The organism is Achromobacter sp. (genome assembly GCF_050285585.1).
Classification (GTDB): Bacteria; Pseudomonadota; Gammaproteobacteria; order Burkholderiales; family Burkholderiaceae_B; genus Achromobacter.
The window spans coordinates 177,595-191,298 of the sequence record NZ_JBLZXF010000004.1 but is presented as its reverse complement, the minus strand read 5'-3'; the positions used below and the strand labels follow the sequence as shown (position 1 = coordinate 191,298).

15 protein-coding genes are annotated in these 13,704 nt (G+C 60.1%); 1 reads left to right on the top strand and 14 read right to left on the bottom strand.

Annotated features, from left to right (window positions below):
* Nucleotide 1 precedes the first annotated feature (1 nt).
* From ACN6PJ_RS08485 to ACN6PJ_RS08445, 9 genes are all read right to left on the bottom strand, one after another.
* Nucleotides 2–952, bottom strand: a complete 951-nt coding sequence (locus ACN6PJ_RS08485) for an NAD-dependent epimerase/dehydratase family protein (protein WP_427995428.1) — start codon at nucleotides 950–952, stop codon at nucleotides 2–4.
* Nucleotides 949–2,112, bottom strand: coding sequence for a glycosyltransferase family 4 protein (locus tag ACN6PJ_RS08480; RefSeq protein WP_427995427.1), 1,164 nt, complete (start codon nucleotides 2,110–2,112; stop codon nucleotides 949–951). The genes ACN6PJ_RS08485 and ACN6PJ_RS08480 overlap by 4 nt, the downstream gene beginning before the upstream one ends.
* Nucleotides 2,113–2,212: 100 nt before the next feature.
* Complete coding sequence (locus ACN6PJ_RS08475; protein WP_427995426.1) at nucleotides 2,213–3,223, bottom strand: glycosyltransferase family 2 protein; 1,011 nt, start codon at nucleotides 3,221–3,223, stop codon at nucleotides 2,213–2,215.
* 12 nt (nucleotides 3,224–3,235) lie between these two features.
* Entirely contained in the window at nucleotides 3,236–3,781 is a 546-nt protein-coding gene (rfbC, locus tag ACN6PJ_RS08470) for a dTDP-4-dehydrorhamnose 3,5-epimerase (RefSeq protein ID WP_277756736.1), read from the bottom strand.
* On the bottom strand, nucleotides 3,781–4,662 hold the full coding sequence (gene rfbA / locus ACN6PJ_RS08465; protein ID WP_427995425.1) for a glucose-1-phosphate thymidylyltransferase RfbA: 882 nt from the start codon (nucleotides 4,660–4,662) through the stop codon (nucleotides 3,781–3,783). Before rfbA ends, rfbC begins: the two co-directional genes overlap by 1 nt.
* A complete protein-coding gene (rfbD, locus tag ACN6PJ_RS08460) occupies nucleotides 4,659–5,552 on the bottom strand; it encodes a dTDP-4-dehydrorhamnose reductase (protein ID WP_427995423.1) in 894 nt (297 codons plus the stop codon). The genes rfbA and rfbD overlap by 4 nt, the downstream gene beginning before the upstream one ends.
* Before the next feature lie 8 nt (nucleotides 5,553–5,560).
* Nucleotides 5,561–6,484, bottom strand: a complete 924-nt coding sequence (locus tag ACN6PJ_RS08455) for a glycosyltransferase family 2 protein (RefSeq protein WP_427995422.1) — start codon at nucleotides 6,482–6,484, stop codon at nucleotides 5,561–5,563.
* Nucleotides 6,485–6,569: 85 nt separating this feature from the next.
* Nucleotides 6,570–7,631: a dTDP-glucose 4,6-dehydratase gene (gene rfbB, locus ACN6PJ_RS08450; protein ID WP_427995421.1), complete on the bottom strand. Its 1,062-nt coding sequence runs from the start codon at nucleotides 7,629–7,631 to the stop codon at nucleotides 6,570–6,572.
* Between the two features lie 168 nt (nucleotides 7,632–7,799).
* Entirely contained in the window at nucleotides 7,800–8,360 is a 561-nt protein-coding gene (locus tag ACN6PJ_RS08445; RefSeq protein ID WP_427995420.1) for a cob(I)yrinic acid a,c-diamide adenosyltransferase, read from the bottom strand.
* Between the two features lie 208 nt (nucleotides 8,361–8,568).
* Between ACN6PJ_RS08445 and ACN6PJ_RS08440 the strand changes: the two genes are divergently transcribed.
* The gene (locus tag ACN6PJ_RS08440) at nucleotides 8,569–8,874 is read left to right on the top strand and encodes a copper-binding protein (protein ID WP_427995419.1); all 306 of its coding nucleotides are present in this window, start codon (nucleotides 8,569–8,571) and stop codon (nucleotides 8,872–8,874) included.
* A gap of 89 nt (nucleotides 8,875–8,963) precedes the next feature.
* Here ACN6PJ_RS08440 and hslU read toward each other — a convergent pair whose 3' ends face one another.
* The 5 genes from hslU to ACN6PJ_RS08415 form a co-directional block, all read right to left on the bottom strand.
* Entirely contained in the window at nucleotides 8,964–10,298 is a 1,335-nt protein-coding gene (gene hslU / locus ACN6PJ_RS08435) for an ATP-dependent protease ATPase subunit HslU (protein WP_427995418.1), read from the bottom strand.
* A 70-nt stretch (nucleotides 10,299–10,368) separates the two neighbouring features.
* Nucleotides 10,369–10,908, bottom strand: a complete 540-nt coding sequence (gene hslV / locus ACN6PJ_RS08430) for an ATP-dependent protease subunit HslV (RefSeq protein ID WP_043544571.1) — start codon at nucleotides 10,906–10,908, stop codon at nucleotides 10,369–10,371.
* 116 nt (nucleotides 10,909–11,024) lie between these two features.
* On the bottom strand, nucleotides 11,025–11,489 hold the full coding sequence (gene dksA / locus ACN6PJ_RS08425) for an RNA polymerase-binding protein DksA (protein ID WP_043544572.1): 465 nt from the start codon (nucleotides 11,487–11,489) through the stop codon (nucleotides 11,025–11,027).
* Between the two features lie 125 nt (nucleotides 11,490–11,614).
* A complete protein-coding gene (locus ACN6PJ_RS08420; protein ID WP_427995417.1) occupies nucleotides 11,615–12,742 on the bottom strand; it encodes a CobW family GTP-binding protein in 1,128 nt (375 codons plus the stop codon).
* A gap of 375 nt (nucleotides 12,743–13,117) precedes the next feature.
* On the bottom strand, nucleotides 13,118–13,621 hold the full coding sequence (locus ACN6PJ_RS08415) for a Fur family transcriptional regulator (RefSeq protein ID WP_427995416.1): 504 nt from the start codon (nucleotides 13,619–13,621) through the stop codon (nucleotides 13,118–13,120).
* Nucleotides 13,622–13,704: the final 83 nt, after the last annotated feature.

Below are 13,704 nucleotides of genomic sequence, written 5' to 3'. Positions count from 1 at the left end.
ACTATTCTCCAGCTCGCACGTCCGGGCGCTGAGAGATCCAATTCCACGTTTGTCGCATACCATCCATGAATGGCGTCGCCGGCTTCCATGCAAGCTCCTTCGCTGCCAGACTGGTGTCGAGAATGCTACGAGGAACGTCCACGGTCCGACCGGGAGAGAATCTCATTGAGGGGGTTACGCCCGAGACCTCTTCAATCGCGGAAATAATCTCGAGCAGGCTGCGGCCCTCGCCGCTGCCAATATTAAAAATCCTCGACGGTCCGATATGGGTGGCCGCCGAAACGAGCGCAGCTGCGACATCTTGGACATAGATATAATCACGCACGACCTGACCATCGCCCCATATTTGTATGGGCTGGCGGGTCACACATTGGTGCATGAAGGCCGCAATTACCCCTTGGTGCTTCTGTGCGGTTTGGTAGGGGCCGAAGGGGTTCGCGACCCGGAGAACGCGATGTTCGATGCCATATAGGTACTCGTACAGCGCCAGGTATTTTTCAATGGAGAGCTTGGAAATGCCGTACGCGGTGATGGGCGAGGTCGGTGCGCTTTCCGGGGTAGGAATCTGGGAAGGCACGCCGTAAATAGTGCCGCCAGAGGAGACAAACACGATGCGTTTGACGCCTTCTTCGCGGCACGCGTCGAGCAGGCGCAGCGTGCTGGCCACGTTCGCCTGCAGGTCGGCAAGCTTATCCACGTTGGCGCTTGCAGGCGTGGTCGCATTGATTAGGTGAAACACCGTATCGCATCCGGCGATAGCCGCAGCCACGCTTGTCGGATCGCTAAAGTCGCCGCTCATCCATTCCACACCGCGAAGCGCGTCTGGAAATGCGCGACGCCTACCGAATCCTCGGACTAGGCTGGCTTGCGGAAGGAGCATCCTGCACAAGTTCGTGCCGATGAAGCCTCCGGCCCCCAGAACGACGCATCGTATGTCTTGAAGGCTATTCATGCTGTAAGCGCCTGGCCGGCAGGAGGTAATGGCGCAGTGTGGTCCAAGTTGCGCAATATGTCGCCCATGCGTTGGCCTTCGACAGCCCAATCTGTTGCTGCGGCGCAGGCGAAGCCGGCCTGACGGAGGCTGTCCGCCTTCTTTGGGTCTTCCAGCAGTTCACAAACTGCGTCCGCAAGGGCGCCAACGGTGGGTTGGGCAAGCGTTGAATTCGACTCGTCCAGCAGCCATTCGGTGCAGGGGGCCTTGTTGCTGACCACCGGCACGCCGCAAGCCATTAATTCGAGAGGCAGTAGCGAAAGATTCGAGAATGACAGGACAAGTGCGACGTCGCATTGGGCATAGAGGTCAGGCAGGTCGGCAAGATCCACAATGCCGAAGTTCGTGTGCTCGAACGGGATTGTGTAATTAGACAGATCCGCCCCAGCGAAGGCAATCACTGTGCCCGGCAGACGTTTGGCGACTTCATTCAGCACCAGCACGCCCAGTTCGAACGCCCTGCGGGGAGTGTTGGGCCGCGCGTAAAAAAACACACGTTTGGTGTCGGGATCTCTGCGCGGCATTGGCTTGTAGAGCTCCCGATCATAGGAGAATCCCACCGGGTATGTCACCATCCCGTATTCATCCTTCAACAGCCCTGCTAGCCAAGTACCGGCAGTGATTCCGGTGAAACCGAAGCGATAGGTTTCCTCCGCAAAGGTGCTCGACGCGCCAGACGCAAAGAACCAAGGCTCAAAATCCTGCACAAAATAGCACTTATGGCGGGTGGGTTGAAAGTTCCTGACATCATAAGCCGTGTGCCAAGCTGTCGCGATCGAGATGTGGGCGGGAGGGGCGTTCTCTGTTCCGATATATGCCCGGGCTTTCAGCGGGAAAAACCAGGATTGAATTTCATTTTCGACAATGGCCGGAGTCAATGTGGGCCAGTCTCCCGGAACGATAATGCGGCACTCAAAACCCTGTTGTTCCAGGTATCTCACGAATCGGAAAATGTTCAGGTGACCGCCGGAGCCGCGACCCACGGGAGGAATGAACCAATTGACTGAATTCGCAGGAACCGCATCTTCCGCCCGCAGCGGCGCGCCCACCGGTGCATCTTGCATGAACCGATGCGCGTGCACGATGTCCGTTTTCGTGAACAGGGGCTGCTGCCGAAGCATCTGGAGCGCCAAACGGCCAAGCGCGACAGGTCCTTGCTCCCGGCCATATCGTAGGGCGGTTCGCGCGCGGCGAAGGAACGTATAAAAATTCATCTAAAGATCAATTCCCTGTGGATGTCGGCAGTCCCATCAACATGCGTCGGTCGCGGGACAGCCAATTTCTCACTTTGTGAGGTAGCCGTTCTGCGCGTGAGCCGAGGTAATGACCGATCGCCCGCGCCAAGTTCTTTAGGGGCATTTGGAGGACGATGCGAGGCTGGTCCCGCCAGATTCCCGTGCGTCGAGCGTAGGCGAGATCCTCACGAGTTTGGCGCAGCGTCGAGAGCACCACGTGCGCAAGTCCGGATGTCAGCACATAGCCAAATAGCCGGTAAAGCGCATACGACTCGTCGAAACTCCGCTGGAGCGTTTCAAATATCGGAAAATCGTGCGAATGGAATACCGCGCCATCATGGGAATAGGCTTTTTTCCATCCCGCTTCAATCGCCTTTTGAGCCCAGATCTGATCCTCGGCGAAGTCCACGTCGGGATAAGGCAGTTGGAGCCATACGGAGCGTCTGATCAGAGCATTATTGTCGGAAAAGAAATGGAGATATTGCCGATACGATTGATCGCGATCGTAACGAGCGCGGTCTTCTAGCCAGACCACAGGCTTGTGAACGAAATTCTGGAAGTGCCGGTCCAGATCCCGCTTTGTGTATGGGTTAGCTTCCGGATAGGCTAGGTGCCGACCAAATACGCCCGCGATGCTTGGGTCAGCATCCGCAGCGTTGACCATGGCAGCCAGCCAATTGTCGGTGGCTGGAAGGGCGTCATGAGTGATCACCACCGCGTATTCGCCGCGTGTCATGGCGACTGCCGCATTGCGCGTCTTGCCGTGTCCGAACTCTTTGGATGGAATTTCATGGAGCCGGACACGTGGGTCCGTATGATGCCGAACGAGTTCGAGCGTTCCATCGGTGGAGCCCGAGTCGATGACAAGAACGTCGTACGGGAAATCGGTTGTCTGACTGCAGACAGCGTCCAGCACCCGAGCAAAAATTGGTCCGGGATTTTTGGTGGGAATAATCACCGAGGCCTTTACGCCGTCCGCCACGTTCGTTTGCTCCATCTATCAACACCCTTATTCGTAGACGGGCGAATCAGCGAGCGATTTGCCCTGGCTGTCCTTCTGGGACAGGATCGGTTCGCCGTCCAAGGGCCATTGGATATCGAGGGTGGAGTCGTTCCATGCGATGCAACGCTCGTGCTCAGGAGCGTAATAGTCCGTCGTCTTGTAAAGGAATTCCGCCGAGTCTGAGGTGACGTAGAACCCGTGCGCAAAGCCTTCAGGCACCCACAATTGACGTTTGTTTTCGGCACTCAACATGACACCCACGGCTTTGCCGAAAGTGGGCGAGCTTCGGCGTATGTCCAGAGCGACATCGAACACTGCTCCCGAGATTACACGTACAAGCTTGCCTTGCGCCTGTTGGATTTGATAGTGGAGTCCACGTAGGACTCCCTTCGCAGATCGCGAATGATTGTCTTGGACAAAATTGGCTTTACGTCCAATGGCTGCTTCGAACTCTCGGAGATTGAAACTCTCAAAGAAGAAGCCTCTATCGTCGCCAAAAACACGAGGTTCGAATAGGACGACATCCGGAATTGCGAGAGGAGTCGCATTCATCAGTAGACCTTTTCAACAAGAAGGCGTTGAAGATATTTGCCGTAGCCATTCTTGGACAATGGTACTGCCAGCGCCTCGAGTTGCGCGGCGTCTATCCAGCCTTGCCGATACGAGATTTCCTCGGGGCAGGCAACTTTGAGTCCTTGGCGGTTTTCAAGCGTGGCGATGAACTGGCTCGCTTCCAGTAGGGAATCGTGCGTTCCGGTATCCAGCCAAGCATAGCCGCGGCCCATTTTCTCAACGGCAAGCTTTCCACGTTCAAGGTAGACGCGGTTCAGGTCGGTGATTTCCAGTTCGCCGCGGGGCGAAGGTTTGATGCTCTTGGCAATTTCGACAACGTCTTTGTCGTAGAAATAGAGGCCGGTCACCGCATAGTTGGACTTGGGTGTGGCAGGCTTTTCTTCCAACGACAGCACTTTGCCGTCCATGTCGAATTCGGCCACGCCATAGCGCTCCGGATCATGCACGTGATAGGCGAACACGGTGGCACCATCCGTTCGCGCATCGGCATTGTTTAGCAGCTGGTGGAAATCATGGCCATAGAAAATGTTGTCGCCCAGAACAAGAGCGGACAGATCATTTTGCAGGAAGGACTCGCCAATGATGAATGCCTGAGCCAGCCCATCGGGAGACGGCTGTACGGCGTATTGGAGATTCAAACCCCATTGCTCGCCGGTTCCGAGCAATTGCTGGAATCGAGGCGTGTCCTGCGGAGTGGAAATAATCAGGATGTCCTGGATACCTGCCAGCATCAAAGTGCTGAGCGGATAGTAGATCATCGGCTTGTCGTAGACGGGGAGCAATTGCTTGCTGATCGCAAGCGTGGCCGGATGCAGACGCGTGCCGGATCCGCCAGCCAGAATGATTCCTTTGCGTTTCATGCGGAAGGTTCCAGAGTAAGTTTATCTACGGTGCGGTCGACGTGGACCGACCAATCAGGGAGTTCCAGCAGGAGCTTGCTGGTAAGCGCCGCGCAGTTTAGCCGCGAATTTTTCGGGCGCGCGGCAGGTACCGGGTACTGCTCCGTAGTAATAGGCAAGATGTGTTCAGGCTTGACCCTGAGCGTCGTTCCGTTGTGAAGCGCACGCTCCACCACGCGGAGTGCCAAGCCGTGCCAAGTTGTATGACCCGATGCGGTCAAGTGATAAATGCCACCGATCAGATGGCCTTGCCGATAGCTGGCGATTGCCAAGGCGGTGACGTCGGCAATCAGTTCCGCGGAGGTTGGGGCGCCGTGCTGGTCGGCCACGATATTCAAGGTGTCGCGTTCCTTGGCCAACCGAAGGATCGTCTTGATGAAGTTCCCACCGTGGGCCGAGAACACCCAGCTTGTGCGGAAGATGAGTGAGCGACAGCCTGATGCACTGATGGCGGCTTCGCCAGCGAGTTTGGTCGCTCCGTAGACGCTCTTAGGCGCTGTGGGATCGTTGATTTCGTAGGCGGACGCCTTTGTCCCGTCGAAGACATAGTCGGTCGAGTAATGCACCAATAACGCGTCGTGTTGCTTCGCGTACTGAGCAAGTACGCTTACGGCTTCGGCGTTAACCAAGCGAGCAGTGTCCTGGTGCGTTTCCGCTTTGTCCACTGCGGTGTAGGCTGCCGCATTGACGATGATGTCGGGGCATTGATCCTGCAAAAGCGTATCGAGCGCCGTCAGGTCTTCGAGGTTTGCGGTGGCTCGCCCCATAACGATGAGTTCACCGAATGGCAGCAGGGTGCGTTGCAGTTCGTGGCCGACTTGGCCGTCTTTGCCGAGCAGCAAGATCTTCATATGGGTCTCTAGATGCGATTCGAAATAGCCGCCGCCAGCAGGCCAATATTGCCCAATGTGGTCTGCCGATAAATGCCGGAGCGCACGATGCCCACAATGCGGGGAAGCAGGCTACGTTTGCGCGCTCGGGTAAATCGATCAAAGGTCCTGCGGTTCTCTGGCGTAAGCTGAGGCAGCAACGGTGCGATTGCCGTGATGTGCTGGTCGCTCCACTTCTTGAGGTGACCTTGGAACAGCATGCGGATCCGCAACAATCGAGCCCCGATCCCAGCATTTGCGCCGATCAGGTTGCCGCCGTGCTGGCGATACCTCAAGGATGGTTGACTGTCATAGTGTACGCGGCCTCCGCAAGCACTGACCACGATATAGACCCACCAGTCGTGGGCCACTACATCGATATCGCTGCCGGCAGCGATGAGCAGGCGCCGGGCCGCATTGTTGAACACCATGGTATTGCCGCCGGCCACATTCTGCACGAGCGCATTGGCGAACGCCGGTGGGCGGCTGAATAGCGGTGAATACCCCAATGTCGTGCCGAGATTATCGATCAATTCGGTGCGGGAACAATACAGCGCGGGCACCCCTTCCGGGATCGTATCCAGCCATTCCACTGCGCGCTGCAGCTTTTCGGGATACCAGATGTCGTCCTGGTCCGACATGGAGTAATAGTCCGCCTCGACTTCGGGCCGGCAGATCAAGGACATGAAATTGGCGACGAAGCCTTTGCGTGGGCCGTCGTACACGGTCAGTTGGCCCGGCTTCCAACGCGATTGGTAGTCGGCCAGCACCCGCCGAGTGGCGTCGTCGGGGCTGTCGTCCGAGGCGCATACCTTCCAATGCGGATAGGTTTGAGCGTCAAACGAGTCCAACTGTTCCGGCACGTACTTTTCACCCTGGTATGTGCAAAGAAGAATAGCGACTTGTTGGCTCAATGGCCTACCCATGTAAAGGGATGACTGTATGGTAGTGATAGAACGGGAAAAGGCGCGTGCGCGCCTTCTAATGCAGCCCGAATAATCAAGCGGAATACTGGGTATTGACCCAATCGCGATAGGCGCCGCTGGTGATATTGGCGACCCATTGCTGGTTGTCCAGATACCACTGCACCGTTTTTCGGATACCCGACTCGAAAGTCTCGGCCGGTTGCCAGCCCAATTCGCGCTCCAGGCGAGAGGCGTCGATAGCGTAACGCTGATCGTGGCCGGGGCGATCCTTGACGAAGGTTATCTGATCCTTATAAGGCTTGCCATCGGCTCGAGGGCTGAGTTCGTCAAGGAGTGCGCAAAGGGTATGGACGACTTCAAGATTCGCCTTTTCGTTCCAACCACCCACGTTATAGGTTTCCCCCAGTTTGCCGTCGGCCAGCACCCGACGGATCGCGGAGCAGTGATCCTTCACGTACAGCCAGTCACGGATTTGCTGGCCGTCGCCGTAGATCGGCAAGGGCTTGCCGGCCAGTGCATTGTGGATCACTAGCGGAATGAGCTTTTCCGGGAAATGATAAGGACCGTAATTGTTCGAGCAATTGGTCGTAAGTACCGGCAGACCGTAGGTGTGGTGATACGCGCGAACGAGATGGTCGCTGGCCGCCTTGCTAGCCGAGTATGGGCTGTTGGGCTCGTAGCGGTTGGTCTCGCTGAACGCGGGATCATCCTTTTTTAGCGATCCGTAGACTTCGTCGGTCGAGACGTGCAGGAAGCGGAAGGCGGTGCGTTCGTCCGTGGGCAGTTCATTCCAGTACGCCCGCACGGCTTCCAGGAGGTGGAAGGTGCCGACGATATTCGTCTGGATGAATTCGCCAGGGCCGTGAATGGAACGGTCCACATGGGATTCGGCCGCGAAGTTCAACACGGCGCGCGGCTTGTGCCTGGCCAGCAAGTCGGGCACCAGTTTGGTATCGCCAATGTCGCCCTGCACGAGTTGATGGTTGGGATTACCTGCCAGCGATGCCAGGTTCTCGGGGTTGCCAGCGTAGGTGAGCTTGTCAAGAGTGATGACAGGTTCGTCGCTTGTTGCAAACCAATCGAGTACGAAGTTCGAACCGATGAATCCGGCGCCGCCGGTGACAATAATACTCATTCTTTATTGGATCCTTGAGCTGTGAGCGCGGTGCGCAAACCCGCTCGATAACCGCTCATTATGCCGCAACTCCGCTTAGGCAACCTAATAAATGAAACAAAGTGTAGGATGCAATATATGGAATGCCAACCTTACCGGAGAGGGATGACTTGCAATTCCTCGCATGGCTTACGTGGCCTTACGGGCGTTCGGACTGCTCCAGAATGTGTCCCCGACATTTAGCACTTTATTGAGATGGCGCGCCAGCACAAACATCAGATCGGACAGTCGGTTCAAATATTGTCGAACTGGAGGGTTCACGCTGTCCACCCGCGCCAGAGCCACCACGGCCCGCTCCGCGCGCCGGCACACCGTGCGCGCCATGTGCGCCAGCGCGGCCGCTCGGGAGCCGCCGGGCAGGATGAATTCGCGCAGGGGCGGCAGGGTGCCGTTGTAGTGGGCCAGGCGCGCGTCCAGGCGGGCGACTTGTTCGTCGGTCACGGCAACGTGGCCGGGAATGCAGAGTTCCGCTCCCATGTCGAAGAGGTCGTGCTGGATGGCGGCCAGGTCGGCGGAGATCTCGGCGGGCAGCGCTTCGGTCAGCAGCAGCCCGATCGCGCTATTGAGTTCGTCCACGTCGCCCAGGGCGGCGATCCGGGGCGCGTCCTTGGGGGCACGTGATCCGTCCCCCAGGCCCGTGGTGCCGTCGTCTCCCGTGCGGGTGGCTATGACAGATAGACGATTGGCCATGGGAATTCCTGAAATAGTGACGAATGGTTCGGATTTTTTGTCCGGCCCTGGGAGGGCTGCCGCGCGGCCCGTCGGATGCAATCAATGGTCAGGATTGTTGCGTTCGCGCCGGGCGACTGTTGCACAAGGGCGGTATCCTAGCACTATGGAAGGCCGGGGTGGCCCAGTCCGCCCTGATGGGCCTTCGCAGCAACCGGAGGATATCTGCATGGTTTTTGACCGCAAGTACGCAATCCCCATGGTCGCGGCTGCCGCCGTGGCCGTCGTGGCGGTGGCGGCGCCGATGGCGTTCGCGCAGCAGGCCCAGGCGAGCGGCGAAGTGCGGCGGGTGGACCCGGCCGCGGGCAAGGTCACGATCAAGCACGACGCCATCAAGCAGCTGGACTTGCCCGCCATGACGCTGGTGTACGAGGCCAATCCGGCCCTGCTGGCCAAGATCAAGGCGGGTGACAAGGTTACCTTTACCGCCGAGCGCAAGGACGGCAAGTACATCGTGACCGAGATCGCGAACTAAAGCCTGCGCTCGCGACCCCCAACGAAAAAGCCGTTTGCCGCTGAATCGCGGCAAACGGCTTTCGGCCGGCGGCCAGGGCCGCCTGGCGCTTACAGCACGTAGCGGGCCAGGTCCTGGCTGCTGGCGGCTTCCGACAGCTGGGCGTTGACGTAGGCGGCGTCGATCTTCACGTGCTTGTCCTGGCTGGATGTGGCGTCGAAGGACAGTTCCTCCAGCAGCTTTTCCATCACCGTGTACAGGCGGCGCGCGCCGATGTTCTCGGTGGTTTCGTTCACGTCGAAGGCCAGTTCCGCCAGGCGGCGCACGCCGTCGTCCGTGAATTCCAGCTCGAGGTCCTCGGTGGCCATGAGCGCCTTGTACTGCTTGGTCAGCGACGCGTCCGTATCGGACAGGATGCGCACGAAGTCCTCGGCGGTCAGCGATTCCAGTTCGACGCGGATCGGGAAGCGGCCCTGCAGCTCGGGGATCAGGTCGGACGGGCGCGACAGGTGGAACGCGCCGGACGCGATGAACAGGATGTGATCGGTGCGGACCATGCCATAGCGCGTGTTGACCGTGGTGCCTTCCACCAGCGGCAGCAGGTCGCGCTGCACGCCCTGGCGCGAAACGTCGGCGCCGCCGCTTTCCTGGCGGGCCGCGATCTTGTCGATTTCGTCCAGGAACACGATGCCGTTCTGTTCGACGTTGGTGATCGCCACGGAGCGCAGGTCTTCTTCGTTGACGCGCTTGGCGGCTTCTTCTTCGACGATCAGCTTGAAGGCTTCGCGGACCTTCATCTTCTTGGGCTTTTTCTTGTCGCGGGCCATGCCGGCGAACATGCCGCGCAGCTGCTCGGCCATTTCTTCCATGCCGGGGGGCGTCATGACATCCATCTGGGGCACGGCCTGGGCCACTTCGATCTCGATTTCGAGATCGTCGATCTTGCCTTCGCGCAGGCGCTTGCGGAAGGTCTGGCGGGCGCTGTTGTCCTCACCGCGCTCGGGCTCGCCCGAGGCGCTGCGCGCCGGCGGCACGAGCGCGTCGAGGATGCGGTCCTCGGCGGCGTCTTCCGCCTGCGTGCGCACGCGGCGCATTTCCAGTTCGCGCGTCTGCTTGATCGAGTATTCGGTCAGGTCGCGGATGATGGTGTCGACGTCGCGGCCCACGTAACCCACTTCCGTGAACTTGGTGGCCTCGATCTTGATGAAGGGCGCGTTGGCCAGCTTGGCCAGGCGGCGCGCGATTTCGGTCTTGCCCACGCCGGTGGGGCCGATCATGAGGATGTTCTTGGGGTGGATTTCGTGGCGCAGGGGCTCGGCGACCTGCTGGCGGCGCCAGCGGTTGCGCAGGGCCACCGCGACGGCGCGCTTGGCGCGGTTCTGGCCGACGATGTACTTGTCGAGTTCGGAGACGATCTCTCCGGGCGTCATGTTGGATGCGGACATGAGGGCGGATCCTTGATGCTGGGACAGGCTGGGGGAGCGGCGCGGCGCCGCAAGGCGCCGCTTGCGGGCATCACTCGCCCAGCGTTTCGATGACGTGGTTCTGGTTGGTGTAGATGCACAGATCGCCAGCGATCTCCAGCGATTGCTTGACGATCGCCTCGGGCGGCAGTTCGGTGTTGCGCAGCAGGGCCAGCGCGGCCGATTGGGCATAGGCGCCGCCGGAGCCGATGGCCGCCAGGCCGTGTTCCGGCTCGAGCACGTCGCCGTTGCCGGTCAGCACCAGCGTGTGTTCGGCGTCGGCCACGATCAGCATGGCTTCCAGGCGGCGCAGCACGCGGTCGGTACGCCAGTCGCGGGTCAGCTCGACCGCGGCGCGCATCAGGTTGCCCTGGTGCTTCTCCAGCTTGGCTTCGAAGCGCTCCTGCAGGGTGAATGCGTCGGCGGTGGCGCCGGCGAAGCCGGCCAGGATCTTGTCGTGGTACAGGCGGCGGATCTTGCGGGCCGTACCCTTGATGACGATGTTGCCCAGGGTGACCTGGCCATCGCCGCCCAGTGCGACGCGGTTCCCGCGGCGCACGCACACGATGGTGGTGGCGTGAAATTGTTCCATGCTTTCCTTCCTTTGAAGGAAATAGCTGGGGGCGTTTCCAGGGAAATCAAGGGAACAAAAAAGGCTATGCTGGAAACCAGCATAGCCTTTCAGGGTCGATCTGAATACGGGACGGATCAGTCGCCGTAGAGCTTCTGGCGCATTTCGCGGCGCTCCTGCGCTTCGAGCGACAGGGTCGCCGTGGGGCGGGCCAGCAGGCGCGGAATGCCGATGGGCTCGCCCGTTTCCTCACACCAGCCGTATTCGCCGCTGTCGATGCGAGCGATGGATTGCTGCACCTTCTTCAGCAGCTTGCGCTCGCGGTCGCGGGTGCGCAGCTCGAGAGCATGTTCTTCCTCGATCGTGGCGCGGTCGGCGGGGTCGGGCACGAATTGCGTTTCACGCAGGTGCTCCGTGGTTTCGCCGGCATTGGCCAGGATGTCCTGTTCGAGTTGTTTGAGCCGTTCCTTGAAGAAAGCCAGCTGGCGTTCGTTCATATAGTCGGACTCGGGCATGGCCAGCAATTCTTTTTCGCTGGGCAGATCAATCGCCGTATCGCTCGTCGACTTGCTTGGTTTCTTGGTTGCTGCCTTGGTAGCCATGAAAACACTCCACTATGAATCGATCCTGGCGCGGGCGTTCATTCCCCGTCCGTGTTACTTGTTGCCTACGCTATTCGTACCTCACAGTACTGCCTTCGTCGCATCGCGTCACGTCAGGAAGGGGATTACCCCGCCAGGCACTGCTCCAAGCCCCGGGTAAAAATCTCCTGGGGCAGCTTACGGCCGATGAAAACCATCTTGGTGGAAGGCTTTTCGGCCGCGGTCCACGGCTTGCCGGGTTCGGCGCCCATCATCATGTGCACACCCTGGAACAACATGCGGCGGTTGATGCCCTTCATGTACAGGATGCCCTTGTAGCGCATCAGGTCGGGGCCATAGACCTGCACGACGCCGCCCAGGAATTCCTCAAGGCGCGCGGGATCGAACGGCTTGTTGGAACGGAACACGAACGCGCCGATTTCGTCGTCGTGCTTGGGGTGGTGATGATGGGCATGATTGCAGTGCGCGCCGCATTCGCCGTCGTGGTCATGATCGTGATCGTGGTCATGGCCGTGGCCGTGATCATGGTCGTGATCGTGCCCGTGGGCATGGTCGTGCGCGGCGTCCGGATGCTCATCGGCCAGGAACTCCGGGTCGATGTCCAGAATGGAATTCAGGTTGAAGCCGCTGATGTCGATGATGGACTTCAGGTCGACTTCGCCGAAGTTGATGGCGGTGATCGGCGCGCGCGGGTTCATGTGAACCAGGCGGTGGCGCAGCGCTTCGTAGTCGACTTCGTTGACCAGGTCTTTCTTCGAGATCAGGATGCGGTCGGCGAAACCGACCTGCTTCTGGGCTTCGGGCTGTTCGTCCAGCGTGGACATGCCGTGCTTGGCATCGACCACGGTGACCACCGCGTCCAGGCGGTAGTACTCGGCGATGTCGTCATCCATGAAGAACGTCTGGCAGACGGGGCCGGGGTTGGCCATGCCGGTGGTTTCGAGGATGACGCGTTCGAAATTCAGTTCGCCGGCTTCGCGCTTGGCGCGCAGTTCGGACAGCGTGCGCATCAGGTCGCCGCGCACCGTGCAGCAGACGCAGCCGTTGGACAGCTCGATGATTTCCTCGTTGCTGTCCTGGACGAGCAGGTCGTTGTCGATGCTTTCCGGCCCGAATTCATTTTCGATGACCGCGACGCGGCGGCCATGGTACTCGGTCAGGATGCGTTTGAGCAGGGTGGTCTTGCCCGCACCGAGAAAGCCGGTGAGGATGGTGACGGGAACCATTTTGTCCAAACTGCGCGGGGTATTCATGGCGAAGCTGCTAGCGTGAAGTCAAGGCGTTAAACAGGAACTCTCGGCAAGGGGACTTGCAACCCCGCATTGCGTTCTGGAACGGGGTTTCCCTGGCTTGGCCGGAGGATGTTTGCCACAGGCTGCGATGGCCGCCGACAGCGGCCGGACGCAGGATTACAGCACAGTCGGGGGCAGGGGGCAAACCCAGGGTGAACCCGGGGGCCCGGCGGCCCGGATGGCTGCCGTACGCCGTCAAGTATCGGGCGATACCACTATTTTGGGGCGGTTTCCGGTATTTCAAGAGCGGACGGGTCCGCCAGGATGCGCCCATCGCGCGGAGCTGGCCGATGGAGCAGGCCGAACGGATGAGATCCGGCCGCGCTGCGGCCCCGCCTAATGGTGGTGATGATGGTGGGCGTCGTCCGCGGGCTGCTTTTTCTGGCACTGGGGGCACAGCGCGCGGATTTCGGTTTCGTGCGTGGCCAGGGCGTAGCCGGTTTGCGCGACGCGCTCGGCCAGTTGCCGGCTCATGGCGGGGTCGGACACTTCCGCGACCGCGCCGCAGCCCGTACAGACCACCAGCAAGTCGTGAGGGGCGCCGCCCGCGTCGTGGCAGGCGCTCCAGGCATTGACCGCGTCCAGGCGATGGATCAGGCCCTCGTCCATCAGGAAATCCAGTGCCCGGTACACCGTGGGCGGCGCGGCGCCCGGATGCACCGCGCGCATCGCATCCAGCAATTCATAGGCTTTCAGGCTGCGGCCGTGGCGCAGCAGCAGTTCCAGCACCTTGCGGCGGATGGGCGTGAGGCGGCGTCCGCGCTGCTCGCACAGCGTCTCGGCGACGCCGAGCTGGGCGTCCACGGTGTCGCTGCGGGGGGAGCGGGGCGTTGCGGGCATGGCTGGCTTCATGTGTATGGATAACGCGCGCGATGCGCGCGAGATGCCAGGAAGGTAGCAGAAAACACCCAGATGCGGGCGAA

Excerpts from the sequence above, each read along its gene's own strand:
- ACN6PJ_RS08485 (WP_427995428.1), bottom strand. The coding sequence starts at position 952 with ATGAATAGCCTTCAAGACATACGATGCGTCGTTCTGGGGGCCGGAGGC.
- ACN6PJ_RS08480 (WP_427995427.1), bottom strand. The coding sequence starts at position 2,112 with ATGCTTCGGCAGCAGCCCCTGTTCACGAAAACGGACATCGTGCACGCG.
- ACN6PJ_RS08475 (WP_427995426.1), bottom strand. The coding sequence starts at position 3,223 with ATGGAGCAAACGAACGTGGCGGACGGCGTAAAGGCCTCGGTGATTATT.
- rfbC (WP_277756736.1), bottom strand. The coding sequence starts at position 3,781 with ATGAATGCGACTCCTCTCGCAATTCCGGATGTCGTCCTATTCGAACCT.
- rfbA (WP_427995425.1), bottom strand. The coding sequence starts at position 4,662 with ATGAAACGCAAAGGAATCATTCTGGCTGGCGGATCCGGCACGCGTCTG.
- rfbD (WP_427995423.1), bottom strand. The coding sequence starts at position 5,552 with ATGAAGATCTTGCTGCTCGGCAAAGACGGCCAAGTCGGCCACGAACTG.
- rfbB (WP_427995421.1), bottom strand. The coding sequence starts at position 7,631 with ATGAGTATTATTGTCACCGGCGGCGCCGGATTCATCGGTTCGAACTTC.
- ACN6PJ_RS08445 (WP_427995420.1), bottom strand. The coding sequence starts at position 8,360 with ATGGCCAATCGTCTATCTGTCATAGCCACCCGCACGGGAGACGACGGC.
- ACN6PJ_RS08440 (WP_427995419.1), top strand. The coding sequence starts at position 8,569 with ATGGTTTTTGACCGCAAGTACGCAATCCCCATGGTCGCGGCTGCCGCC.
- hslU (WP_427995418.1), bottom strand. The coding sequence starts at position 10,298 with ATGTCCGCATCCAACATGACGCCCGGAGAGATCGTCTCCGAACTCGAC.
- hslV (WP_043544571.1), bottom strand. The coding sequence starts at position 10,908 with ATGGAACAATTTCACGCCACCACCATCGTGTGCGTGCGCCGCGGGAAC.
- dksA (WP_043544572.1), bottom strand. The coding sequence starts at position 11,489 with ATGGCTACCAAGGCAGCAACCAAGAAACCAAGCAAGTCGACGAGCGAT.
- ACN6PJ_RS08420 (WP_427995417.1), bottom strand. The coding sequence starts at position 12,742 with ATGAATACCCCGCGCAGTTTGGACAAAATGGTTCCCGTCACCATCCTC.
- ACN6PJ_RS08415 (WP_427995416.1), bottom strand. The coding sequence starts at position 13,621 with ATGCCCGCAACGCCCCGCTCCCCCCGCAGCGACACCGTGGACGCCCAG.